19 protein-coding genes are annotated in these 22,812 nt (G+C 68.9%); 6 read left to right on the top strand and 13 right to left on the bottom strand.

What is annotated here, in order from left to right:
• Positions 1 to 146 precede the first annotated feature (146 nt).
• The 5 genes from IP92_RS29005 to IP92_RS28995 all read right to left on the bottom strand — a co-directional run bounded on the left by IP92_RS29005 (position 147) and on the right by IP92_RS28995 (position 4,978).
• Complete coding sequence (locus IP92_RS29005; RefSeq protein WP_145882045.1) at positions 147 to 668, bottom strand: helix-turn-helix domain-containing protein; 522 nt, start codon at positions 666 to 668, stop codon at positions 147 to 149.
• A gap of 81 nt (positions 669 to 749) precedes the next feature.
• A complete protein-coding gene (locus IP92_RS30070; RefSeq protein ID WP_158206667.1) occupies positions 750 to 893 on the bottom strand; it encodes a hypothetical protein in 144 nt (47 codons plus the stop codon).
• A gap of 245 nt (positions 894 to 1,138) precedes the next feature.
• Positions 1,139 to 1,279: a hypothetical protein gene (locus tag IP92_RS30065; RefSeq protein WP_158206666.1), complete on the bottom strand. Its 141-nt coding sequence runs from the start codon at positions 1,277 to 1,279 to the stop codon at positions 1,139 to 1,141.
• 95 nt (positions 1,280 to 1,374) lie between these two features.
• Positions 1,375 to 2,964, bottom strand: a complete 1,590-nt coding sequence (locus IP92_RS29000) for an enterochelin esterase domain-containing protein (protein ID WP_145882043.1) — start codon at positions 2,962 to 2,964, stop codon at positions 1,375 to 1,377.
• A 1-nt stretch (position 2,965) separates the two neighbouring features.
• Positions 2,966 to 4,978 (bottom strand): TonB-dependent receptor domain-containing protein, encoded by a 2,013-nt coding sequence (locus IP92_RS28995; protein WP_145882041.1) that lies wholly within the window; start codon positions 4,976 to 4,978, stop codon positions 2,966 to 2,968.
• 111 nt (positions 4,979 to 5,089) lie between these two features.
• Here IP92_RS28995 and IP92_RS28990 point away from each other — a divergent pair, with 111 nt between their 5' ends.
• The 4 genes from IP92_RS28990 to IP92_RS28975 all read left to right on the top strand — a co-directional run bounded on the left by IP92_RS28990 (position 5,090) and on the right by IP92_RS28975 (position 9,305).
• Complete coding sequence (locus tag IP92_RS28990; protein ID WP_158206665.1) at positions 5,090 to 6,091, top strand: helix-turn-helix domain-containing protein; 1,002 nt, start codon at positions 5,090 to 5,092, stop codon at positions 6,089 to 6,091.
• A gap of 214 nt (positions 6,092 to 6,305) precedes the next feature.
• Positions 6,306 to 6,713, top strand: coding sequence for a KGG domain-containing protein (locus IP92_RS28985; protein WP_145882037.1), 408 nt, complete (start codon positions 6,306 to 6,308; stop codon positions 6,711 to 6,713).
• 297 nt (positions 6,714 to 7,010) lie between these two features.
• On the top strand, positions 7,011 to 8,414 hold the full coding sequence (locus IP92_RS28980) for a PQQ-dependent sugar dehydrogenase (RefSeq protein WP_158206664.1): 1,404 nt from the start codon (positions 7,011 to 7,013) through the stop codon (positions 8,412 to 8,414).
• 84 nt (positions 8,415 to 8,498) lie between these two features.
• On the top strand, positions 8,499 to 9,305 hold the full coding sequence (locus tag IP92_RS28975; RefSeq protein WP_145882033.1) for a ferritin-like domain-containing protein: 807 nt from the start codon (positions 8,499 to 8,501) through the stop codon (positions 9,303 to 9,305).
• Between the two features lie 6 nt (positions 9,306 to 9,311).
• Here IP92_RS28975 and IP92_RS28970 read toward each other — a convergent pair whose 3' ends face one another.
• Positions 9,312 to 11,993: a bifunctional diguanylate cyclase/phosphodiesterase gene (locus IP92_RS28970; RefSeq protein WP_158206663.1), complete on the bottom strand. Its 2,682-nt coding sequence runs from the start codon at positions 11,991 to 11,993 to the stop codon at positions 9,312 to 9,314.
• 234 nt (positions 11,994 to 12,227) lie between these two features.
• Between IP92_RS28970 and IP92_RS28965 the strand changes: the two genes are divergently transcribed.
• Together IP92_RS28965 and IP92_RS28960 are read left to right on the top strand one after the other, a co-directional pair.
• Positions 12,228 to 13,526 carry a sugar MFS transporter gene (locus tag IP92_RS28965; protein WP_145882029.1) on the top strand — a complete coding sequence of 433 codons (1,299 nt, stop codon included), beginning with the start codon at positions 12,228 to 12,230 and terminating at the stop codon, positions 13,524 to 13,526.
• Between the two features lie 75 nt (positions 13,527 to 13,601).
• On the top strand, positions 13,602 to 13,889 hold the full coding sequence (locus IP92_RS28960) for a putative quinol monooxygenase (RefSeq protein WP_145882027.1): 288 nt from the start codon (positions 13,602 to 13,604) through the stop codon (positions 13,887 to 13,889).
• Between the two features lie 106 nt (positions 13,890 to 13,995).
• Here the strand turns inward: IP92_RS28960 and IP92_RS28955 are convergent, their stop codons facing one another.
• From IP92_RS28955 to IP92_RS28925, 7 genes are all read right to left on the bottom strand, one after another.
• Positions 13,996 to 15,120 (bottom strand): acetyltransferase domain-containing protein, encoded by a 1,125-nt coding sequence (locus tag IP92_RS28955; protein ID WP_145882025.1) that lies wholly within the window; start codon positions 15,118 to 15,120, stop codon positions 13,996 to 13,998.
• Positions 15,121 to 15,129: 9 nt separating this feature from the next.
• Positions 15,130 to 17,217: a TonB-dependent siderophore receptor gene (locus tag IP92_RS28950; RefSeq protein ID WP_145882023.1), complete on the bottom strand. Its 2,088-nt coding sequence runs from the start codon at positions 17,215 to 17,217 to the stop codon at positions 15,130 to 15,132.
• A gap of 99 nt (positions 17,218 to 17,316) precedes the next feature.
• Positions 17,317 to 17,646: a hypothetical protein gene (locus IP92_RS28945; protein WP_145882021.1), complete on the bottom strand. Its 330-nt coding sequence runs from the start codon at positions 17,644 to 17,646 to the stop codon at positions 17,317 to 17,319.
• A gap of 61 nt (positions 17,647 to 17,707) precedes the next feature.
• A complete protein-coding gene (locus IP92_RS28940) occupies positions 17,708 to 18,853 on the bottom strand; it encodes an FAD binding domain-containing protein (RefSeq protein ID WP_229419025.1) in 1,146 nt (381 codons plus the stop codon).
• A gap of 10 nt (positions 18,854 to 18,863) precedes the next feature.
• Entirely contained in the window at positions 18,864 to 21,104 is a 2,241-nt protein-coding gene (locus IP92_RS28935; protein WP_145882018.1) for a xanthine dehydrogenase family protein molybdopterin-binding subunit, read from the bottom strand.
• The gene (locus tag IP92_RS28930; RefSeq protein ID WP_145882016.1) at positions 21,101 to 21,565 is read right to left on the bottom strand and encodes a (2Fe-2S)-binding protein; all 465 of its coding nucleotides are present in this window, start codon (positions 21,563 to 21,565) and stop codon (positions 21,101 to 21,103) included. Before IP92_RS28930 ends, IP92_RS28935 begins: the two co-directional genes overlap by 4 nt.
• Positions 21,562 to 22,812 (bottom strand): c-type cytochrome, encoded by a 1,251-nt coding sequence (locus tag IP92_RS28925; protein ID WP_145882014.1) that lies wholly within the window; start codon positions 22,810 to 22,812, stop codon positions 21,562 to 21,564. The genes IP92_RS28930 and IP92_RS28925 overlap by 4 nt, the downstream gene beginning before the upstream one ends.

Raw genomic sequence — 22,812 nt, 5'->3', positions numbered from 1 at the left:
CTCGTAGACTTCCTTGATTGCCCTTTTCAACCCATCGTACTTGTCGTCTTTGCCCAGCAGACTTTGCTGGTAGTAGAACGTACTGCGAGGCAGCTGCGCGACCTTGAGCAAACCGGCAATCGGATGATCTTGCCTTAGTTCTTGGACTACTTGCGCTTTTTCGGCTGTGCTTGGGGCCGGGCTTGAACTAAGGCTTGCAACTTTTTTAGGTAGGCATTCTCCATGCGCAGATGCTCTACCTCAGCTTGTAGATCTTCCTTCGACCGATTGCTATCGTCAGGCTTCATTTCAGGCTTAGGCGGGGCTGCAGGCATGGACTTTGGTCTTCCTCGTGGTCGAGCGATCAAGGCATCAAACCCAGCTCGCCGAAATTCGCGCTCCCAGATGTTTACGATGCCAGGATTGCGGATATTGAACAGTGCGGCCGTCTGGCGGCAAGAAAGCTCATTGTCCCACATGTGCTGGAGCACCGACAGCTTGACCTCGGCGGGGTACTGCGTGAACTTCTTCTTCAGCCCATCAACTCCATGAGCCTCAAACCACTTGACCCAGCGTCTGATCATGCTGGCATCTAGGCCATGCTGCTTGCTTAAGGTCTTGTATCCTGATGCCCCGGCAAGGTACTGCTGAACGATCCTTAACTTAAAGTACTCGTCGTACTTCGTCATGAAAAAACCCCAAAAGTTGGTGTCCAACTTTTGGGGTTCAGTTCACGAAGGAGGCTTTTCTTTGTGCGTGCGGCCCGGGACTCAGAGCGGCGGCAGGGCTTCGACGTACGGTGCGCCGGACAGTTCGAAGGCGCGGCGCAGTTCCTTGCGGATCACGCGCAGGACGCGGGTCAGGGTCGATTCGGTGTTGCCGAGGGTGGCGGCGTTGGCGGTCAGCGTGGTCATGTTCAGCTCCTGGTATTCGTTGGCGTTGTGCGATGGTTGAATCTTATTGCACTGCAAGATATAAAGCCAATTTTGATTTCGGATGCCGGCGATAACGTTTCGGTATAACTCAACTGGCCGACATCGCAGTGACATGCATCCCGATATTAACGCTGGTTATTTCTCTGGGGAATCAACTAAAAAATGGTGATGGAAACAACAAGCCCCCGGCAGGCGGGGGCTTGCGTCACACCAGCCGTACCGGATCAGAGCGGCGGCAGCGGGCCGTTCAGGTACGGGGCGCCGTACTGCTTGATCGCTTCGCGGATGGCAGCGAGGACGTTGCGGGCAACGCGGCCGAACGAAAAGCCGGCGGTGGTGACGGGTTGGGCGATGGGCGTGTGCATGGCGGACTCCTGAATATGCTGCGTTAAGCGATGGAAACAGCTTACGGGGCATCGAGATATAAATCCAATTCCATGTTCGCATCTCGGCCATACAGCTATCGCATAACGTGCCCCTCTGGAGATCCGAGCAATTCGGCGAGCCCGTCGCCCAGGCTGCCGCGCCAGTGCAAATAGTCGTGCCCTGCCGCGAATTCACGGTGCTGGACATCGTAGCCGCGCGCCTGCAGCACGTCGCGCAGATGGCGGGTCGTGTCCAGGATGCCCGGCGCGCTGCCCCGTCCACCTTCGTACAGTCCCGCCTCGAGCAGGAAGCGCACTGGCAGCTTCGGCGCCGCCACGAACTGGCGCGTCAGCCACTCCGGCTCTGCGCCGTCCGGCGCCCACCAGAACGAGCCGGACTGGCTGTACACATTGCCGAACAGTTCCGGATGGCGCAGCGCCGCATATGTCGCCGCCAGGCCGCCGTAGCTGGCGCCGGCGACGGCGGTGCGCCCTGCGTCGGCGTAGACACCCCGTGCGCGCGCCCATGGCATCAGCTCGGCCGACAGGAAGCGTGCGAACGCGGGATTGGGCGGCAGCTCCACGCCGCGGCTCGTCGCGCTGGGATTCGCGACGAGGATCGCGGCGGTCGGCGGCAGCTTGCCGGCGGCGACGAGGTTGTCCAGGATGACGGGTGTCGGCACATCCGTCGTGTACTGCTCCGCGTCGAACAGCACCACCAGCGCATTGCCCGGCGCGCCCGGGCGCCAGCCGGCGGAGCGATACAGCACGATGTCGCGCTCGTTGCCCAGCTCCTTGCTGGCCAGCCGCAGCGTCTCGACGGCGCCTGCTGTGACACCTGCGTGCGGCGCGATCCACTGCTGTGGCGGTGCGCCCGGCAGTTCCAGCACCGACGCGCCGTCGTAGCGGTCCAGCGGCCGCGCCGGGAAGCTCACCGGGTTGAACGGATCGCGCTGCAACGTGGCGAGGATCGCGCGGCGCCGCTCCATCGGCGTGCCGTCCACCTCCGGCACGTCCGGCGCCAGGCGGTACGACAGGCGGGTGCTGGCCGGCACGCGGTAGCTGCGGTACCACACATCGCTGGCGCCCAGGCGCTGCAGCTCGTCGTGATCGGACGAAGGCCCGCCCAGCAGCCGCACATTGCGCCGCGCGCCGCGCCACAGGAACGTCACCAGCACCTCGTCCTTGGCCAGCGCGGGCGTCACGCCGGCCGTCTCGACCAGCGGGCCCGTCACGCCGCGCCAGAACGCCTCGGTGTTCGTACCCTGTGCGAGCCCGGCCAACAGCGTGCGCAGGCGCGGGCTGTCGGGCAGCGGACCCGGTGCCACCTGCGCGGCGACGGGCACGTGGCGCAGTACGGCGAGGTCGTACGCACCGGCTTCCGGCGCGCGCACGTCGAGCACGTACGGCCCGCGCGTGCCGGCGACGAACATGAATTCCTGCTCGTCGCGCCGGCCCTTGGCGAGGATGCGTTCGCGCTGGCCGTCGCGGTCCAGCAGCACGAGGCGCATCGCCTTGCCCGTCAGCCGGCCCTGCACGAAGTCGCCCGGCGTCAGCGCCACGGCATGCTCGCGGTGCGTCTGCGCGTCCAGGGTGCCGGTGAAGCGGGGTAGCGGGTCGGCACGGCACAGCAACGGCAGCGCCGCAAGCACCATCACACAGTATTTGCGTACGCCGGTGCGCATGTCAGAACTTCGCCAGCAGCGACAGGAACACGCGGCGGCCTTCCTCGTTGAAGTCGGCGGACGTATCGCGCTGCGTGCCCCGGTCGCCCACGTTCAATACGCCCGCGCTGATGGTGTACTGATGCACGCGCCATGCGGCCGACAGGTCCGCCACGGTGTAGCCGCCCTTGCGCAGCAGGTTGCGGCCGTTCGACGGCACGTTCAGGTACTGCTCGCCGATGTAGCGTACCGTCGCCGACGCCGACAGCGCATCCGTCGCGCGCCAGTCCAGCGCCGCGTTGGCGTTCATGCGCGGCCGGTAGACCATCGGCAGCGGTGTGGCGCCGCTGGTGTTCTTCGCATCCGTGTACGTGTAGTTCAGGCGCGCCGTCAGCGCGTCGTTCAGCGTCGCGCGCAGGCTCGCCTCGACGCCGCGCGTGCGCACGCTGGCGATGTTCTGGTAGGCGAAGATCGGCCGGCCATCGGGCAGGAAGCCGACGAAGTTCGCGTACGACGGCGCCAGCACGCGGTCGGACGTGCGGCTGGTGATGTCGATCATGTCCTTGAGCTTGTTGTGGAAGACCGTCACGCCACCGGCCAGCCGGCCTTGCTCGTACTGGATGCCCAGTTCCTTGCTGGTGCTGGTTTCCGGCGTCAGGCCGGCGCTGCCGACGATGTAGCAACCCACCGTCGCGCTGCCGCACGACACCGAGCCCCAGTTGCCCGAGCCTTGCAGCAGGGTCGGGGCACGGAACGCCCGCGCCACGCCGCCCTTGACGGTCCATTGCGGCGCCGCGTGCCACACGAGGTAGGCGCGCGGGCTGTGGTGGCCGCCGAAGTTCTCGTGGTGGTCGTAACGGTCGCCCAGGGTCAGGCGCACGTCGGCCGGCAGCACGATCTCGTCCTCGGCGAACAGCGCGTACTGCGACACGGCGATGTTCGGATCCTGGCGATAGCCGGGCGTGCCGGGCAGGCCGGTGATGTTGGCCGGATCGTGCAGCTTCTCGCGGCGGGCTTCGCCGCCCACGGTGACGGTCTGGCGCGCCGTATCCCACGGCAGCACGAGCTTGCCGTTCAACGTCTGGTTGTGCGCCTCGTTCGGGTTGCGCTGGCCGGTGACGGTGCCGACGAGGTTCTGCGTCTTGTCCAGGTTCAGCGTGATCTCCGAGCGGCCGAACTCGTAGCGGCCCGCGTGGGACAGCGACGTGGCGTCGCGCTCCAGGATGAAGCCGCCGTGGTCGCGCCGGCTGCCGTCATGCCCCAGCTTCACCTCGTGGCCGGTGGCCGGAAGCCACGACAACAGCGCGCTGTACTGGCGGTTCTCGATCAGCGGCATGCCGCTCTGCGCGACGCCGCCGACGGGCGCGTTGACCTGGCCGTCGCCGGAGCGCTTGTCGTAGCCGGCCGACACCCGCAGGCCCAGCACGTCCGCGATCAACGGGCCGCTGGCGCTGACGCTGGCCGAGCGGGTCGCGCCAGCTTCGTCGTCCTGTGGCTGCACGGTATCGAGTTTTACAGTACCGCGCCACGTCTTGCCGACCTTCTTCGTGATGATGTTGACGACGCCGCCGATCGCATCGGAACCATACAGCGACGACATCGGGCCACGCACCACTTCGATGCGCTCGATCTCGCTGGTCGGCACCCAGCCCGTGTCGTAATCGTTGCCGCGGAAGCTCACGCTGGTCGAGTTGACGCGCTTGCCGTCGACAAGAAACAGCGTGTAGGCCGAACCGAGGCCGCGCAGCTGCACGGCCGGTACCTGGTTGCCGCTGCGCGACAGCGTCACGCCTTCGATCGTGCCGAGCAGTTCAGCCACTTCCAGCACGGGGCGCTTTTCCAGGTCGGCGCGCGTCAGCACGGAGATGCTGGCCGGCGCATCGCGCACGGTCTGCTCGTGGGCGGACGCGGTGACGACGACGGTCTGCATCGGCATCGCTTCCTGCGCCGCGGCGAAGGAGGGGAGAGCCAGGACTGTGGCCAGGGCCTGCACCAGCGGCAGGCGGCGGAAAGTGGGGAGGTGCGGGGAATTCATCGTGATGTCAATCCAATGAGAATGATTCTTATTTGCGAAATCCCCGGATTGTGGCAGAATCTTGCTAGAAAGATATATGCCCGACATAAGAAAATGTATGCATCCGAAAATTTGCCCATCGATGTTGCCCACCATTCGTGCGGCAGCACACGCTACGTGACGCGGGCGGACCTTGTCCGCAGTGCCGGCATGCTTGGTGCGGCCTACACGTTTACCGACAGCGCCCCGGCCGGCGAGCAGGTGCTGCACGGCCAGTTCGACACGTTGCGGCTGCGCCCCGGCCTGATCCTGCACACGGCCTGCGTGCGCGACCTGCGCACGATGGAGACCAGCAACCACCTGAACCCCGGCGTGAAGATCGTGCTGCTCGTCGACGGCGCAACGGACCTGTCGTTCGGCCACCATCGCTTCCAGCTGGGGCCCGCAGGACCGGACCCGGCGCTGCGCGGCACCGGCGCGCTCGTCAACCTGGCCGAGGAAGACATGTTTGCGCGCCGCTGGCAGGCGGGCCGCAGCGAGCGCAAGGTGAGCCTGACCTTGACGCCGGCCTGGCTGGAAGAGGGCGGTTTCGCGAACCATGCCGACCACCGGGCGATGGCGTCGTTCTGCGCCGAGCACCTGGCGCGGCAGCCGTGGACGGTGTCCGGGCGCGCGCGTGCGCTGGCGCGCCAGATCCTCGAACCCGGCTCGTTCGCGCCCGGGCTGGAGCGCTTGCGGCTGGAGTCGCGCTGCATCGAACTGGCGGCCGAGGCGCTGGCCGTGATCGGCACGCCGGCCGCGCCCACCAGCTTGCGCGAATTGGAGCGGCGCCGCCTGCGCCGCCTCGACGAGCTGCTGCATGCCGACGGCGCCGATGCGCTGTCGATGGCGGACCTGGCCCGCGAGGTGGGCACGAATCCCGTCACGCTGCAGGCGCTGGCGCGGCGGGCGTGGGGCTGCACCGTCTTCGAGCGGCTGCGTGCGCTGCGGCTCGACCGGGCCCAGGAATTGCTGCTGGGCGGGGCCAGCGTGGCCGACGCGGCGGCCGTCGCGGGCTACTCGGCGGCGACGAATTTCGCGACGGCTTACCGCCGCCGCTTCGGCTGCACGCCGCGGCAGGTGCGGGCCCGTTGACCCTGTCGCTTCCCGGAAGAAGCGTTGCAGCGGCTGAGTGATGGTTCCGACCCGTCCATGAGGCGATGTCCTACGGGCTGCGAAGAGGATGACTTATAAGCCCCGAGCCCGGTCCGGCCTACCATGGTCACACCTTTACGCGACTTGCCAACCGCAAGGAACGAGCGGGTCGCATGAAGGACGTGACATCTCAACCATCAAAAGGAGATACATCATGGCCAACAATCGCAGCAACAACAACCCGCAAGGCAACAACCAGTTCACCAAGGGTAACAGCCAGTCGGGCAACCGCGGCAACAGCCAGAGCGGCGACACGAGCAACCGCGGCTTCGCGTCGATGGATCCGCAGCGCCAGCGTGAAATCGCGTCGGAAGGCGGCCGCGCTGCGCACGCTTCGGGCAACGCCCACGAGTTCACCTCCGAGGAAGCGCGCCGTGCCGGCTCGATGAGCCACAAGAACGACGGCAATAGCCAGAGCGGCTCGGGCGGCAACAGCCAGTCGGGTAACCGCGGCAACGGTGGCAACGGTGGTGGCAACAACGCCGGCTCGGGCGGCACGCGCGGCGGCACGCCGGAACAGCACGCGCAAGCGGGCCGTCAAAGCCACAAGAACGATCGCTGATCGGGCTTGATATTGTGAGAGTAACCGCCCTTCGGGGCGGTTTTTTTTTGGGCGCTGTCATCCGAGTTTGTTGGAAGCTGGTGCGCGGCAATATTTCCTGTCGAACCCACACACAGCGGTGACAGCGCCTTTCCAACGCAGCAGCTTGCTTGCCGCAACGCGGCAAAAACTCGACATTCCGTCCCGCACGCTTGCGTTCTCCTTGTCGATATGCCAAGACAGGCGCATCATCTTCCGGCACCACCGCTTCCCCCCACCGCACCAACCACCGCACCAACCACCACGACGGAGACCGCCATGTCCAGCACACCGATTCGCCCGTTGTACCGCCAAGTACCCGCCGCATTGATGTCCGTTGCAAGCGTGTTGCTCACCGTTGCCGCCGCCCCTTCCGCGCTGGCGCAACACACCCGGTTGGAAGATCCGATTCCCGGCACGATCCCTGCCAGCCCCGTTGCCGTGTCGCTGCGCCCGCTCATCCGCGACATCACGGCGCCGGTCGGCGGCGCCGTCGCGCCGGGCGAGCCGGACAAGCTGTACATCGTCGACCAGATCGGCAAGATCTGGAAGGTGCCGCTTGCGGGCGATACCCGCCGGGTCACGCCGGCGCTGTTCCTCGACGTGGGCAGCCGCCTCATCACGCTGGGCCAGCGCGACGAACGGGGCCTGCTGGGGCTGGCGTTCCACCCCGATTACGCGACGAATGGCCGCTTCTACCTGTTCACCTCGGAACCGGCCACGACCCCGGCCGATTTCTCGACGCTGCCGCCCGGCGTCGCGCCACTGAACCACAGCGTCGTCAGCGAATGGCGCGTCAGCAATCCGGGCGCGGCCAACCCGACCGTCGACCCGGCCAGCGCGCGCGTGCTGCTGCGCATCGACAAGCCGCAGGCGAACCACAACGCCGGCGAGATCGTGTTCGGCCCCGACCGCATGCTGTACATCGCGGTGGGTGACGGCGGCGCCGGCGATGACCAGGGCGCCGGCCACGTGGAGGGCGGCAATGGCCAGAGCCTTGCGCCAGGCAATGTGCTCGGCAAGATCCTGCGCATCGATCCGCTCGGTTCGAACTCGGCCAACGGCGCCTACGGCATCCCGGCCGACAATCCGCTCGTCGGCAAGCCCGGCGCGGACGAGATCTATGCGTATGGCCTGCGCAATCCGTTCCGCATGGCGTTCGACCGGGAAGGGCGGCTGTGGGCGGGCGACGTGGGGCAGGGGGCGATCGAGGAAGTCAACCAGATCGTCTCGGGCGGCAACTACGGCTGGCCCGTGAAGGAAGGCAGCTTCCTGTTCGACCAGAACGGCACCGGCCCCGGCTTCGTGTATGCGCACAGCCCGGGTGCGCCGGCCGGCATGATCGACCCTGTCGCCGAATACGACCACGCGGATGGCGCCGGCCAGCCGCCGGCGCGCCAGGCCATCATCGGCGGCTTCATTTACTACGGCACGGCGATCCCGCAGCTGCGCGGCCAGTACGTGTTTGCCGACTACATCGGCGCGGACGGCACCGGCAAGCTGTTCACGCTGGGCGTGCGCAACCAGGTCGAGCGGCTGATCGCGCCGCACCGCAACCCGCTCGGCTTCCCGGTGCTCGGCATGGCGCAGGACGCGGCCGGCGAGATCTACGTGCTGGGCAACGCGGCCGGCACGACGACGGGCACCAGCGGCGTCGTCTACCGGCTCGGCCCCGTGCGCTGACGGCAAGCCAGGCGGATTGGCGGGCGCCGTTCGCGTGAGCGGCGCCATTTGCTACACTTGCGGCTTTTGCGCACGACCCCCGCCATGATGCCCGAACTGCGCGCCGAAGCGCGGCGCTGCCTGCTGTTGACCGATCCCTTCGAGAAGACCGACGCGGTGGCGGCGCTGGCCGCCGCGTATTCCGCCGGTCCCGCTGCCGGCGCCTGCACGCTCGACGCCGACGCCGTGCTGCCCGATTCCCCGGCGATCCCGGGCCGCCCTGCGCGGCCCGAACTCGTCGCGCCGAAGCTCGTCGGCCGCCGCTCCATGGTGACGCCGGAAGGGCGGGCGATGCTGATCCACGCGCTGGCCCACATCGAATTCAATGCCGTCAACCTGGCGCTGGACGCGCTGTGGCGCTTCGCCGGCATGCCAGCGCAGTACTATGCGGACTGGCTGCGCGTGGCCAGCGAGGAAGCCACGCACTTTCGCATGCTGGCCGCGCACCTGGCCACGTTCGGCAACGCCTACGGCGACTTCCCCGCCCACGACAGCCTGTGGGAGATGGTGGCCAAGACCCGCGGCGATGTCGTCGCCCGCATGGCCCTCGTGCCGCGCACGCTGGAGGCGCGCGGGCTGGATGCGATTCCGCCGCTGCGCGCGAAGCTGGCGCAGGCCGGCGACCAGGCCGCCGCCGCGATCCTCGACGTGATCCTGCGCGACGAAGTGGGCCACGTGGAAATCGGCAACCGCTGGTATGGCTGGCTGTGCGCGCAGCGGGGCATCGATCCGTATGCGACCTACGACGAATTGATCGTGCGTTACCAGGCGCCGGCGCTGCGCGGGCCGTTCAACCTGGAGGCGCGCCGCCGCGCCGGCTTCACGGAAGCGGAGCTGGGCCGCTTCGGCTGAACGCCGCTACACGATGGCGGCACGGCGCCGGCGGATCTCGGCCTGCACGTCCTTGGCGTCCAGCGGCGTGGCGATGTAATACCCTTGCAGTTCGTCGCAGTGCAGCCGGCGCAGCACCTCCACCTGCTCGGGGCGTTCGACGCCCTCGGCCACCACCTTCATGCCCAGCGCATGCGCCATCGTGATGATGGCGGCGAACAGCACCTCGCCCTGGCAGTCGGTGCCGAGGCGGCGGGTGAACGACTTGTCCACCTTCAGCATGTCGAAGTCGAGCTGCTGCAGCATCGACAGCGACGAATAGCCGGTGCCGAAGTCGTCCACCAGCAGGCGGATGCCCAGCGCGTGCATCGCGTGCAGGTGGCTGGACGTGCGCTCCGGGTCGCGGATCATCGTCGATTCCGTCAGCTCCACTTCCACCCGGTCCGGCGGAATGCCGTGGCGCGCCAGCGCGCGCGTGAACAGCGCATGGATGTCGCGCTCGTTGAACTGGCGGCTCGACACATTGATCGAGACCGGCACCGGCGCGCAGCCGTCGTCCGACCACGCGGCGATCTGCGCGCACACGCAATCGACGACCCGCTCGCCCAGCGCGACGATCATGCCCGTCTCCTCGGCCAGCGGAATGAATTCGTCCGGGTACAGCAGGCCCGCGGTCGGGTGGTTCCAGCGCACCAGCGCCTCCAGGCTGACGACGCGCTGCGTCGTCGCGCACACCCGCACCTGATAGTGCAGCACGAACTGGTTCTCGTCGATGGCCGCTTGCAGCTCGCGCTCGCGCTGCTGGCGCTGGCGGATCGCGCCATAGAACGCGGGGTCAAAGAACTGGTAGCCGTTCTTGCCATGGGTTTTCACTTCGTACATCGCGATGTCGGCGTGGCGCAGCAGGGTGTCCACGTCGTGCGCGTCGCCCGGGCAGCTGCTGATGCCGACCGATGCGCCGACCGTCGCCGTGCCGGCCGCGATGGCCACGCCGCCATGGAACGCCTGCACCACGCGAGCCGCGACCTGCGCCGCCTCGCCGTTGTCGTGCAGGTTTTCCAGGATCACGATGAATTCGTCGCCGCCCAGCCGCGCCACCCGGTCGCCCGGCCGCACCGCCACCTTCAGGCGGCGCGCGACGATCTGCAGCAGCTCGTCGCCGGCCGCGTGGCCGTACGTGTCGTTGACGGCCTTGAAGCCGTCCAGGTCGATGAACAGCACAGCCAGGCGGCTGCCGCGCGCGTGGGCGCGGGACACGATGTCGGGCAGGCACTTGCCGACCCACGCGCGGTTCGGCAGGCCCGTCAGCGCATCCTCGAAGTTCTTGCGCTCCAGGTTCAGCATGTGGGCGCGCTCCAGCGTCACGTCGCGCAAGGTCACGGCCAGCACGTCGCCGGAGCGGCGCGCCTTCACGCGCACGTGCTTCACGGGCCCTTCGGCCAGCGCTTCCAGGTCGCCTTCCGCGCTGCCGGTGGACATCGCCTGCGTCAGCAGCGCCGCCGCCGGTTCGACGGGCAGCTTGCCGGCCAACGTGGAGAGCCGCTTGCCGATCAGTTCATCGCGCGTCAGCTGCGCCAGCGCGGCGCCCTGTTCGTTGCAGTCGACGGTGACGAAATCGATGATGCGCCCGCCGTCGCCATACACCGGTGCCGTGATGAAGAAGCCTTCGGTACTGGCTTCGGTGGCCTTGCGGTAGGCATCGTGCGCGACGGTCAGGCGGTGGCGCTGCAGGGCCAGGCGGCCGGACAGCGTCATCCCCGCCAGCACGAAGACGAGCAGCGCGACCGATGCGTCGCGCGCCGTCTGGCGCGACGCGCTTTCCCGCTCCCGGTACAGCGCCAGCGCATGCGGCTGGTCGGCGGCGGCCACGACGACGAGGGGAAAGCCGTCCAGCGCCTTCCAGCTGACGTAGCGCGTGACGCCGTCGGCGAACTCGCGGCCCGGCACGATCGCGCTGCCGCGCGGGCTTTGCATCGCCAGCAGCAAGTTCGCCGGCAGCGCGCCGATACGGTCGGAAGAGCCGTCCCATTTCATTGCGCGCGGCGCGCCGTCGCTGCCAACGGCGGCCAGGAAGCCGCGCGAGCCCAGCTGGGCACGATCGTATTCGGCCACCAGGTTCTCCGGATCGAACGACACGACGGCCACGCCGCTGAATTCGCCGTCCTGGTTGACCAGCTTGCGGGAAAAGCGCACCGTCCGCGCCGGGCTGCCGGCGGCCGGCATTGGCATGCCGATGTACATGTCGTCCGCCGCACGCAGCCGCTGCACGGCGAAGAACGGCAGCTCGTCGACCTTGTTCAGCTCCTCGCGCGACCAGATGCCGCGCGCATTGGTCAGCCGCAGTGTCGCGTTCGGGCCGAAGATGCTGATATTGAGCGGCATGCCGGCCGGGTCGGCGATCTTGCGGAAGCGGTCCAGCCGCAGCGCTCCGCCGTCGATCTGCCACTGCAGCCGGATCGTCATCAGCAGCTGGTCGACAAGCGCCAGGCTGTGGCGGGTTTGCTCGGCCTGGACCTGCACGATCCCGGCGGTGGTATCCAGCGCCTGCCGCTCGGCCGCCTGGCGGTCCTCGATGAGGTTGCGGACCAGAAAGAACCACGACGCGCCGGCAATGACGAGCCCGGCCACCGGCCATAGCAGGATGAACAGCAGGTAAGGGCGCAGCGCGGCCAGCGACGGCGGACGCAGGCGTGGAACCCATGCCTTCATGGTGGTCTCTGTAGTCGGCGCGCGCGTCGTTGCTTGCGCCATGGGAGCTAGCTTACTCCCGCCGGGCGCCCGCACGTTTCGCGGTGCGCCAGAACGCAACAGTTGGGCATGCCGCGGCGTGACGATCGGTTGCTCGAGATATCATCTTTTGATATAGCAATCATCATTTTTGCTATTGGTAATCCGTCAACCGCAGCTCTACGATGACACTCTCTCAACATCCAAGGAGTGTTCGTGGCCGGCCCTGTCTCCACCGTAAGCGCGACATTCGACGGGCACGCGCCCGCACCGGCGGGCTACAAGTCGGCCCTGTCGCTTCTCGCGAGCCTGTTCTTCATCTGGGGCTTCATCACCGTCATCAACAACACCTTGCTGCCGCACCTGCGCAGCGTGTTCGAACTCAGTTATACGCAGACGACCCTGATCGAATCCGTCTGGTTCATCGCCTACTTCGTCGCATCGATTCCGTCGGCCCGGCTGATCGAGCGGGTCGGCTACAAGAAGTCGATGGTGATCGGCCTCGTCATCATGGCCGTCGGCGCGCTGGGCATGATCCCGGCCGCGCGGCTGCCATCGTACGCGGTGACGCTGGTGGCGCTGTTCACGATCGCGTGCGGCATCACGCTGCTGCAGGTCGCCGCGAATCCGTATGTGGCCGTGGTGGGCCCGCCGCAGACGGCGTCGGCACGGCTGAACCTCGTCCAGGCGTTCAATTCGCTGGGCACGACGTTCGCGCCGCTGTTCGGCGGCTACCTGATCCTGGGCCGCTCGACAAGCGGCACGGCCGGCGCCGACCAGGTGCTGACGCAGGCCGAGCGCCTGGCGGATGCGCAGGCGGTGCAGCTGCCGTACCTGATCGTCGCCGCCGTGCTGGTGCTGCTGGCGCTGATCATCGCCCGCTATCCGCTGCCGGCGATGGGCTCCAGCCGTGTCGCGAAGGCGGAGCGGGGCGCGCATTCGCTGTGGCGCCACCGGAACCTCGTGTTCGGCATTCCGGCCATCTTCATCTACCTGATCGCCGAGATCGGCGTGGCGAACCTGTTCATCAACTTCGTGTCGCAGCCGCACATCGGCAACGTCACGCACGAGCAGGCGTCGCACTACCTGTTCCTGCTGTGGGGCGGCATGATGGTGGGCCGCTTCGCGGGCAGCTTCCTGATGCGCACGATCTCGGCCGAACGCGTGCTGGGCGGCGCGGCCGTCGGCGCCTGCATCGTGATGCTGGTCGCGACCTTCTCCACGGGCCCGCTGGCGATGTGGGCGCTGATCGCCGTCGGCCTGTTCCACTCGGTGATGTTCCCGACGATCTTCACGCTGGGCATCCGCGGCCTGGGACCGTTGACGGAAGAGGGCGCGGGCCTGCTGATCATGGCGATCGCCGGCGGCGCGCTGGTCGTCGTGCAGGGCTGGCTGGCGGACGTGTACGGCCTGCAGCTGTCGTTCCTGCTGACGGCCGCGTGCGAGCTGTACATCCTGTTCTACGCCGTGTGGGGCGCGAAACCCACCAACGCGTTCCCGGAGCAATCCCACTGAAGGATGACGGGGCGGTCCCTGCAAGCCGGCGGCCGCCCCGCTACAATGGCAACTCGACAATAACGAGGAGCCTCAATGAGCAACCTGATCATCGTCGCGACGCTCGCGGCGAAACCCGGCCAGGAGGCCGCCATCCGTGCCGCGCTGGAAGCGATGCTCGCCCCGAGCCGCGCCGAACCCGGCTGCGTGCGCTACGAGCTGCACGTCGACCAGTCCGTCCCGTCCCGGTTCACGATGCTGGAAGAATGGCTCGGCGACGAAGCCTTCGCCATCCACGAAGCCAGCCCGCATTTCCAGAATTTTCTGACCGACGTGGTCGGGAAGGCGGAGATTTCGCTGGCGAAGCTGACCAGGATCGCGTGATTTGAATGGCTGAGGCTGTGTCCCCTGGTGCCAGGCACCAAGGGACATTTCTGTTGAGCTCGTGTCTCCTCGTGCCTGGCACCAGGGGACACGAACTCAGCAGTAATCAGAAGTACTTGACCCACCCCTTGCCGCTGCTGCGCTTGTAGTTGCCGAACCACCGCGTCGGCCAGTACAGCGCGACTGCCAGCAGCGCGGCGATCGCCCAGACCTGCCACACGTGCTGCACGTCCGCCCGGGGGACGCCGGCGGCGAACGCCGCCAGCTTCTGCAGCGCGAGCAGCGCGTACAGGTGCAGCAGGTAGTAGAACAGCGGCGCGCCGCCGAAGACGGCGGCCAGTGGCGTCCACCGCATCGGCCGCTCGACCCAGGCCAGCACGATGAAGCCCACGCCCAGCGTCAGCAGCACGAAGTCCAGCGACGGCGGATACTTCGTGAAGTTCAGGAACGACATCGCCGTGCGCAGCGTATCGCCGTAGCCGGTCCACGGCAGCGGCTCGCCATACCCGTTCGCCGTGCGCAGCACCGCGAGCAGCGCGAGGCCGGCCGCGCCCAGCGTGACCAGCGTGCGCCGGCGCAGCGTGGGGGACGTCGCACGGGCATACAGCGGGCCCGCCGCATAGCCGAGCAGGATCACGCCGATCCATGCCAGCACGGGGTAGCTGATCTTCACGCGCACCGGCGCATCGAGCAGGAAACCGCGCTGCTCCAGCACCGTCCACAGGCCGTGCGCGATCGTGCCCGGATCGAAGGCCGGATGCAACGCGTTGTGGCCGGCGACGATCGCCAGTCCCAGCACGCCGATGAGCGGCAGCGGCAGGCGATGCAGCAGCGCGAGCGCCAGCATCGCCAGGCCGATCGCCCAGATCACCTGCAGGTACAGGGTCGCCGGCATGAACGTGCCCGTCCACGCGAAGTTGACGGCGACGATTTCCAGCCCGATCAGCAGCAGCCCGCGCTTGACGAGGAACCCTGTCGCGTCGCGCGGCCCGCCGGGCGGGTGCGCGTACAGCCACGCCGATAGCCCTGTCAGGAACACGAACATCGGCGCGCAGAAGTGCGCCGACAGCCGCGTGAAGAACAGTGCCGGATCGGTCGCGCCGACGTCCATCGGATCGCTGACCTGGTGCTGCAGGAAAAACGTCTCGCGAACGTGGTCCACCGTCATCAACAGCATCACGAGGCCGCGCGCGACGTCGATCGATGCGATGCGCTGTTTATGTGTCGTCATCTTGCCTCCTCAGAACCGGTACGCCGCGCTGGCGCTGATCGTGCGCGTGCTGCCCGGTGCCACCCACAGCCGGCTGTACGAACTGGCGTAGTAGCGGCGGTCGAACAGGTTGTCGACGTTGACGCCGACTCGCCAGTGAGGGGCCGGCATCCAGCTGGCCAGCAGCCGCGCCGTCGTATAGCCGGGCAGCCGGAAGTCGCTCGATGCGGCGACGTCGCCATACCGCTCGCCCACGTACGCGAGCCCGCCGCCGATCGACGCATGGGCGTTGCCCGCGACGAGCAGCAGGTTCGCGCTGTGGCGCGGCACGTTCGGGAAGCGGCTGCCGGTGCGGATCGCGTTGTCTCCCCGCGTCACGCGCGCATCCGTGTACGCATACGCGCCGGACAGCCGCACGCCGCGCCGCAACTCGCCCGATACGTCCAGCTCGATGCCCTTGCTGGCCACCTCGCCGGCCGGCAGCGCGTAATCCGTGTTGACGGGATTGGTCGTCAGCACGTTCTTCTTCTCGATCCGGTACACGGCCAGCGTACCGGCCAGCGCGCTTGTTTCAACCTTCGCCCCCAGCTCGTACGACAGGCTTTTCTCGGCCGGGAATGCCGTGTTGTCGATACCGATGCCGCTGTTCGGCCGGAAGCCCCGCGCCGCGCTGCCGTACAGCGACAGCACGTCGGTCGGCTGCCAGACGAGGCCCGCGCGCGGGCTCGTTGCCGCCAGCTCCTGCGCATTCACGGTCGTCGTCCGGTGGTTGATCACCGTCTGTTCGTAACGGTCGTGCCGCACGCCGACGAGGGCCTTCCACCGCGGCGTGATCGTCAACTGGTCCTGCGCGTAGAAGGCGTGGGCGCGCTGGTGTTCGACGGTGTCGACGGAGACGGCCAGCGGCGCCGCCTGTCCGCCATACACGGGTGCATACAGGTCGATCGCGTACGGATTCGCGGCCGACGGATTGCGGCGCAGCTGCAATCGCGTGTCGTCGAAGCGGTAAGCGTCAACGCCGACCAGCAGCGCGTGGCGCATGCCCAGCGTGTCGACGGTGCCCAGCAGCTCGGCGCGTACGGAGCGGTCGGTTGCCGACCAGTCGCGGAAGCGCCGCTGGCGCCGCAGCGTGCGGCCATCGGCCAGCACGTCGTTTGCTTCGCTCGAATAGCCGGACAGCGAACTGTCGCGGTATGCCGCGCCGCCTTGCAGCGACCAGCCGTCCGCCAGCGCGTGCTGCACGAACAGCTGGTGCCCCAGCGATTTGACGGTGATCGGGCCGTCGGCCGGCTCGCCCAGGAACCGCTCCACCGGCACCTCCGGCGCGCCGGCGATGACGGGGATGCCCCGGTCGAACGGGCTGCGCTGGCGCGACGCTTCCACTTCATACGACACCGTCGTATCGGGTCCGGCAAGCCACAGCAGCGATGGCGACACGTAGTCGCGGTCCGTGTGCACCGTGTCGCGGAAGCTGTCCGCGCCCTGGTGCGCGACGTTGACGCGATAGGCCAGCGTACCGGAGATGGGCCCGGTCAGGTCGGCGGCTACGCGGTGCGCGGCATGGCTGCCCACCGATGCCTCGATGCCGTACTGCGGCGCGAAGCGGGGTTTCTTTGTCAGGATGTTGACGGTGCCGCCCGGCTCGCCGCGGCCGTACAGCGCCGACGCGGGGCCTTTCAGGATCTCGACGGACTGCGTGCCGGCGATGTCGCGCAGCCCGTTGTAGCCGCGGCTCGCCGTGAAACCGTTGACCATGTAGTCGGAGCCGAAGTTCGGGTCGCCCGTGAAGCCGCGCATCGCGTAGCTGTCCCACAGGCCGCCGAGGTCGCTCTGGCGGGCGATGCCGCTGCCGAGATCCAGCGCGCCGGCCAGCGACGTGACGCCGGCATCCTGCAGCAGCTCGGCCGTCAATGTGCGCACGCTTTGCGGCAGGTCTTTCGGCAGCGCGTCCGTCTTCGTGGCGCCGGCGACGGCCAGCGTGCGGTAGCCGGTGCGGCGGCCGTCGACGATGACGGTGCCGGCGTCGTCGGCCTGCGCCGGCGTGGCCGGCAGGGCGATGGCAATGGTGGCGGCGAGCGCACAGGTGCGCCGCCGCGTTGAAAATGCGGTGTTGTTCATGGTGTTCCTGCATGGCCCGGCCGCACGCACGCGGGCGTGCATGCCGGGTCCTGTCGACATGGGAAAGCCGGCGCGTGAAGGGATCACACGCCGGCGCGGTCAATGACGGGGCAGGAAGGCGGGAGGAGCATGCGCCGGCGGCAGCGCATAGTCGTCGGCCGGCACGTGCCGCCCGGCGGAGGGCACGAATGCCAGCCTGTGCAGCAGGATCCAGCTGAACGGCGCCGTGCGGACGACGGCATCCGGCGGCGCCGCATGCGGCTGCGCGTGCAGTGCGCACGCCACGCAGTGCTGCGACTTGGCGGCCACCTCGTGGTCGTGATGGGCCGCGGCCAGCAGCTGCGCGAGGAAGACGATGGCCGCCAGCCACAGCGCGACCCAGCCGCGCGGGGCGGCAAGGCGTCTTAAGCTGGGGTTCGGAAAGGCCATCGGAGCGAGAGTCGGTGAATGTGGCCGCGATTGTACTGCACGCGGTCGCGCCGCAACAACCTCAGGGCACGCCCATGATGTTGTCGCCCAGGCCGATGCCCCAGCGGACCATCTCCTGCGCTTGCGCGTGGCGGCTGTTTGCCCAGGCGGCCAGCGCGGCGGCGTCGTAGCCATGCGGCAGGGCCCGCGCCAGTGCCAGCGCATCGGCGGCCGCTTTTGCCGTGCCGCCGGCCGTGTGCGGGCGCACGACGGCCGCCGCATCGCCGATCAGCACGACGCGGCCGTCGTGCATTCCCGGTGCCAGCAAGTCCACGATCGCCTGCACGAACGGTGCATCCGTGGCGTCGACGAGGGCGCGCAACGCCGGCGCAAGCTGGTGGGCGTCGCGCCGCAGCGCCGCCAGCGCATCGTCGCGCAGTGCGCCAGGAGGCAGCGAAGCCTCGTGCGCGACGCCGTCGCGGTCCGTCAGCAGCTCGCGCAGCGGCGCGCCGTCCGCCACGGGCCGGTACCACACCCAGTTCCAGCGCCGCGCGCCGCGTACCGTCGCGCCTTCCGCGTCCGGCACCGGATACGTCAGCAGCATCGACCGTTCGCCTTCCTGGAATGCGAAGACGTCGTCCAGCTGCGCGTGCACTGCCGGCGGCAGCGCGCTTTCCGGCACCAGCCCGCGCCACGCCACATAGCCGGCGTAGCGGGGCGCCAGCGCCGGGTAGATGCCTTGCCGGACGGTCGAGCGGGCGCCGTCGGCACCGACCAGCAGGTCGCCCCTGGCCGTGGTGCCGTCCGTGAAATGGGCCGTCACGCCGCCCGCGTCCTGCGTGTAATGCGCCAAGGTCATGCCGGCATGCACGGTGCCTGCCGGTTGCGCATCGCGCAGCACGCCGTACAGCACGTTCCACGACGTCTGCGTCTGCGGCATCCGCACGCGGCGCGCCACGTTGCCCTGCGCATCGAGCCAGATGCGGTCGATCGTCGTCACGCCGGGCGTGCCGTGCCAGCCGATGGCGGCGTGATGCAGCAGGCGCAGCACGTCGCCTTGCAGCACGAGGCCGCCGCCGCGGCCGTACAGCGGCGTGGCCGAACGCTCGAACACGTCCACCCGCCAGCCTGCATGCCGCAGTACCGCGGCCGTCATCAGGCCGCCCACCGAACCGCCCACCACCAGGGCGTGCGGCGCTTGCATCGTGTCACTCGTCGTGTCGTTCATCACGTACCTTTCATTGTGTGGCCAGCAGCGGCAGCGCGTCGCGCCGCAAACCGGTGGCCTGGGCCAGCGCATTGGCCAGCGCCGCAGCCATCGGCCCTTGCGCCGCTTCGGCCACACCGAGGAACGGCATCCCCGGCCGGTCGAGCAGCCTGATCTCGATATGCTGCGGCACGCCGGAGAAGCGCAGGATCGGGTAGCTGCTCCAGTCGATGCTGGCGATGCCGTCCGGCCCGTAGCGCAGCTGTTCCAGCAAGGTCCAGCTGGCCGACTGGATGATGCCGCCTTCGAGCTGGTTGCGCACGCCATCCGGATTGACGACCTGGCCGCAGTCGGCGGCGGCCGCCACGCGCAGGATGCGCACCACGCCGGTGTCCGGGTTGAACGCCAGTTCGACCGCGATGGCCACATATGCCATCAGGTTCTTGTACTGCCCGAAACCGAAGCCCGTGCCGTGCCATGGCCTGGAACGTGGGCGCGGCCAGTGGAACAGCTGCGCGGCCGCGCGCACGACGTCCATGGCGCGCGGCTCGTGCGCCAGGTGCCGCAGCCGGAACTGCACGGGATCGACCTGCGCCAGCGCGGCCAGGCGGTCCATCGTGGTTTCGATCGTCACGATGTTGATGTGCGCGCCCAGCGAACGCATCGCCGATGTGCGCAGCGGCGTCACCGGAAGGAAGTGGTTGACGACGCGCGCATTCGGCAGCGCATACAGCGGCAGCGCATTGCGGTCGCCGCCGCCCTCCGGCTGCGGCATCGGCTCGGAGGGCGTCGGTGCGATCGGCCGGGCCAGCAGCCATGCCGGCACCAGCTTGCCCGCGTTGCCGGGCCGTTCGTTGTGCGAACCGCTCCACAGCTCGTAATCCCAGTGGCTGATCCGGCCCGCATCGTCCAGCGCGGCCTTGACCTGCGTGACCATGGCCGGCGCGAACGGCTCCCACAGGTTTTCCTGCTCGCGCATCAGCTGCACGCGTACCGGGTGGCCGGGCATGGCGCAGGCCAGCAGCGCCGCATCGGCGGCCACGTCGTCGGCACCGTTCTGGCCATAGCAGCCGGCGCCTTCCGTATGGATGCAGCGCACGTTCTCCAGCGCCATGCCGGTCAGCTCCGCCAGCGCATGGCGCAGCGGATAGACACCCTGCGTATGCGTCCACACGGTCAGCTGGCCGCCATCGAGGTGCGCGACGGCGCACGACGGCCCGATCGAGGCATGCATCACGTACTGCTTCGTGAAGCGGGCGGATACGCTGCGGCCCGGTGGCAGTTCGGCCGGCAGCGGCGCGCCCTTGCGCAGGATCGTGATGTCCTGCGCCGGCAGGTGCTGCAGCAGCGCGTGCACGTCGCCAGGCGCCGGCAATGGTGTCCCGCCTTCCCAGCGCGCGAGTCCTTCGAGTGCGCGCATCGCCTGCACGGCGCGCCATTCGTCGTCCGCCAGCACGGCCAGGTAGCTGCCGTCGCGCACCACGTGCCGCACACCGGGCAGGCGGCGGATCGCCGCAAGGTCCGCCGCGACCAGTCTTGCACCGGGACGCGGTGGCCGCACGACGCGGGCGTGCAGCATGCCGGGCAGACGCATGTCCTGTACGTAGGCCGCGCCGCCCGTGACCTTGGCGGGGATGTCGAGGCGCGGCACGCTCTTGCCGATCAGGCGATACTGGGCGGGCGCCCGCAGCGGCGACGTTTCGGCCGCATGGCGGTGCAGGTCGATGCCGGCGATCGCCGCGCCATAATGCATGCGGCGGCCGTCCGGCGCGAGCGCGGCGCCGCCGCGCAGCGTGACCGCGGCGGCGGGCACGTGCCATTGCGCCGCCGCGCCGGCGCGCAGCAAGGCCGCGACCTGGGCGGATGCATGCAGCAGCGCGGTGCCGCTGTCGGCCACGCTGTGGCTGCCCGCCGTGAAGCCTTCGTTCGGCGTCAGCGTCGTGTCGCCGCCGATGAAGCGCACGGCGTTCGGCGCCAGCTCGAGCTGTTCGGCGGCGATCTGCACGAGCGCCGTGCGCAGGCCCGTTCCCAGCTCGGCCTTGCCGCTGCAGACGGTCACGGTGCCGTCGGGCGCGACGCGGATCCACGCGTCCAGCCACGGCGTGCTTTTCAGGTTGCCGGGCAGGCGCGGATTGGCGACCGGCGGCATGCCCATGCCGTTGAATTCCGCCCATGCGGCGGCCGGCAACAACGTGAAGCCGACGATCAGGGAGCCGCGGCGGAGGAAGGCGCGGCGGGCCGGCAGGTCGGGGCTCGACTGCCCGGCGCTCATCGGCGCGCTCCTTGTGCGGCATCCAGCACGGCGGCAATGATGCGGTGGTGTGTGCCGCAGCGGCACAGGTTCGGTTCCAGCTGCGCCCGCACCTGCTGTTCGGTGGGATCGGGCACGCGGTCGAGCAGGGCCTGCGCCCGCATCATCATGCCGGCGATGCAGTAGCCGCACTGGGCGGCCTGGTGGCGGATGAACGACGCCTGCAACGGCCCGGGGCGCTCGGCGCTGCCCAGGCCTTCGACGGTGCGCACCGCGCGTCCCGCCGCGGCGACCAGCGGTGTGATGCAGGAAAACACGGGTTCGCCGTCCAGCAGCACGGTGCAGGCGCCGCACTGGCCCATGCCGCAGCCGAACTTGGCGCCGTTCAGTTCCAGTTCGTTGCGCAGTACGTACAACAGCGGCGTGGCGGGATCGGCGCGCAGCGCGACAGCGCGGCCGTTCAGGGTGATCGTGGTGGTCATCGTGGCAGCTCCTTGCGCAAGCGTGCGCTTTCTCGTTCCGTGTCGGGCCAGGCCGGCACGCCGGCGGCGGCCCGCACGTCGGCGGCAATGGTGGCGATCTGGGCATCCGTCAGCGTCGCCGCGAAGGCCGGCATGTAGGGGCCGGCCTGGCCGTGCTGGTCGGCCGGCCAGGCGATGCCCTGCAGGACGGTCTGGATGAACGTGGCCGGATGCTCGCCCAGCACGGCGCTGCTGCGCGCCAGCGCCGGCCGGGCCGCCAGCCGCATCATCGGCGCGGCGGTGGCATGGCAGCCGGCGCAGGCGCCTTCGAACAGCGCCTGGCCCGTGGCGGCGGGGCGGGCGGCGACGGCGGTGTGTGTGGCCGTAGCAGCCGGCTGCTGGATCGACATCAGCCATGCGGCCAACGCCGCCACGTCCTCGCCCGGCACGTCGGCCAGCCGTTCCGTCACCGGGCGCATCGGCCCCTTGGCGGCGCCGTGGCCGCGCGACAGGCCGGTGCGCAGGTAGTCGGCCAGTTCGCTTTCCGTCCACGGCGCCGGGCCTTGCGTCAGGCGGGTCAGCGCCGGCGCCGTCCAGCCGTCGATCATGCCGCCGCCGAACGGCGGCTGGCGTTCGCCGCCGGCCAGCGTCAGGCCGCTGTGGCATGAGCCGCAATGGCCGAGCGTATCGGCCAGGTAGCGGCCGCGGGCCACGGCGCCCGTCGCGGCGGGCGGGGCGCCATCGCCGGTCTTCAGGTACAGCGCGTTCCAGAACGCCAGCAGCGGGCGCCACGTCAGCGGGAACAGCAGGTCGTTGGCGCGCGGCTCGGCATGCACCGGCGTGCGCGACATCAGGTAATGCCAGGCCGCGTCGATGTCGGCATCCGTCATCCGCGTATAGTGGGTGTACGGGAAGGCGGGGTACAGCAGGTGGCCATCGCGGGCCACGCCGCGGCGCAGCGCACGCCGGAACGCTTCTTGCGACCAGCGTCCGATGCCGGTCTCCGGATCGGGCGTGATGTTGGTGCTGTAGATCGTGCCGAACGGCGTGCGCAGCGGCAGGCCACCCGCATACGGCATGCCGTGCGGCGCCGTGTGGCATACCATGCAGTCGCCCAGCGCGACGACGCGGGCGCCGGCGGCAACCAGCGCGGAATCCGGCTTCGGTGGCGCGGGCAGCGCGGGCAGCGCCGGCTCGTGCACCCAGCCGTACAGCAGCGCGAGGGCGAGCGGCGCCAGCGCCGCGATGGCAAGCAAAGTTTTTTTCAT

Source organism: Pseudoduganella flava (genome assembly GCF_007830495.1).
In the GTDB taxonomy this organism is placed as follows: Bacteria; Pseudomonadota; Gammaproteobacteria; order Burkholderiales; family Burkholderiaceae_D; genus Rugamonas; species Rugamonas flava.
Note: the sequence above shows the minus strand (reverse complement) of the source record. Positions and strands in the feature narration are given on the sequence as shown.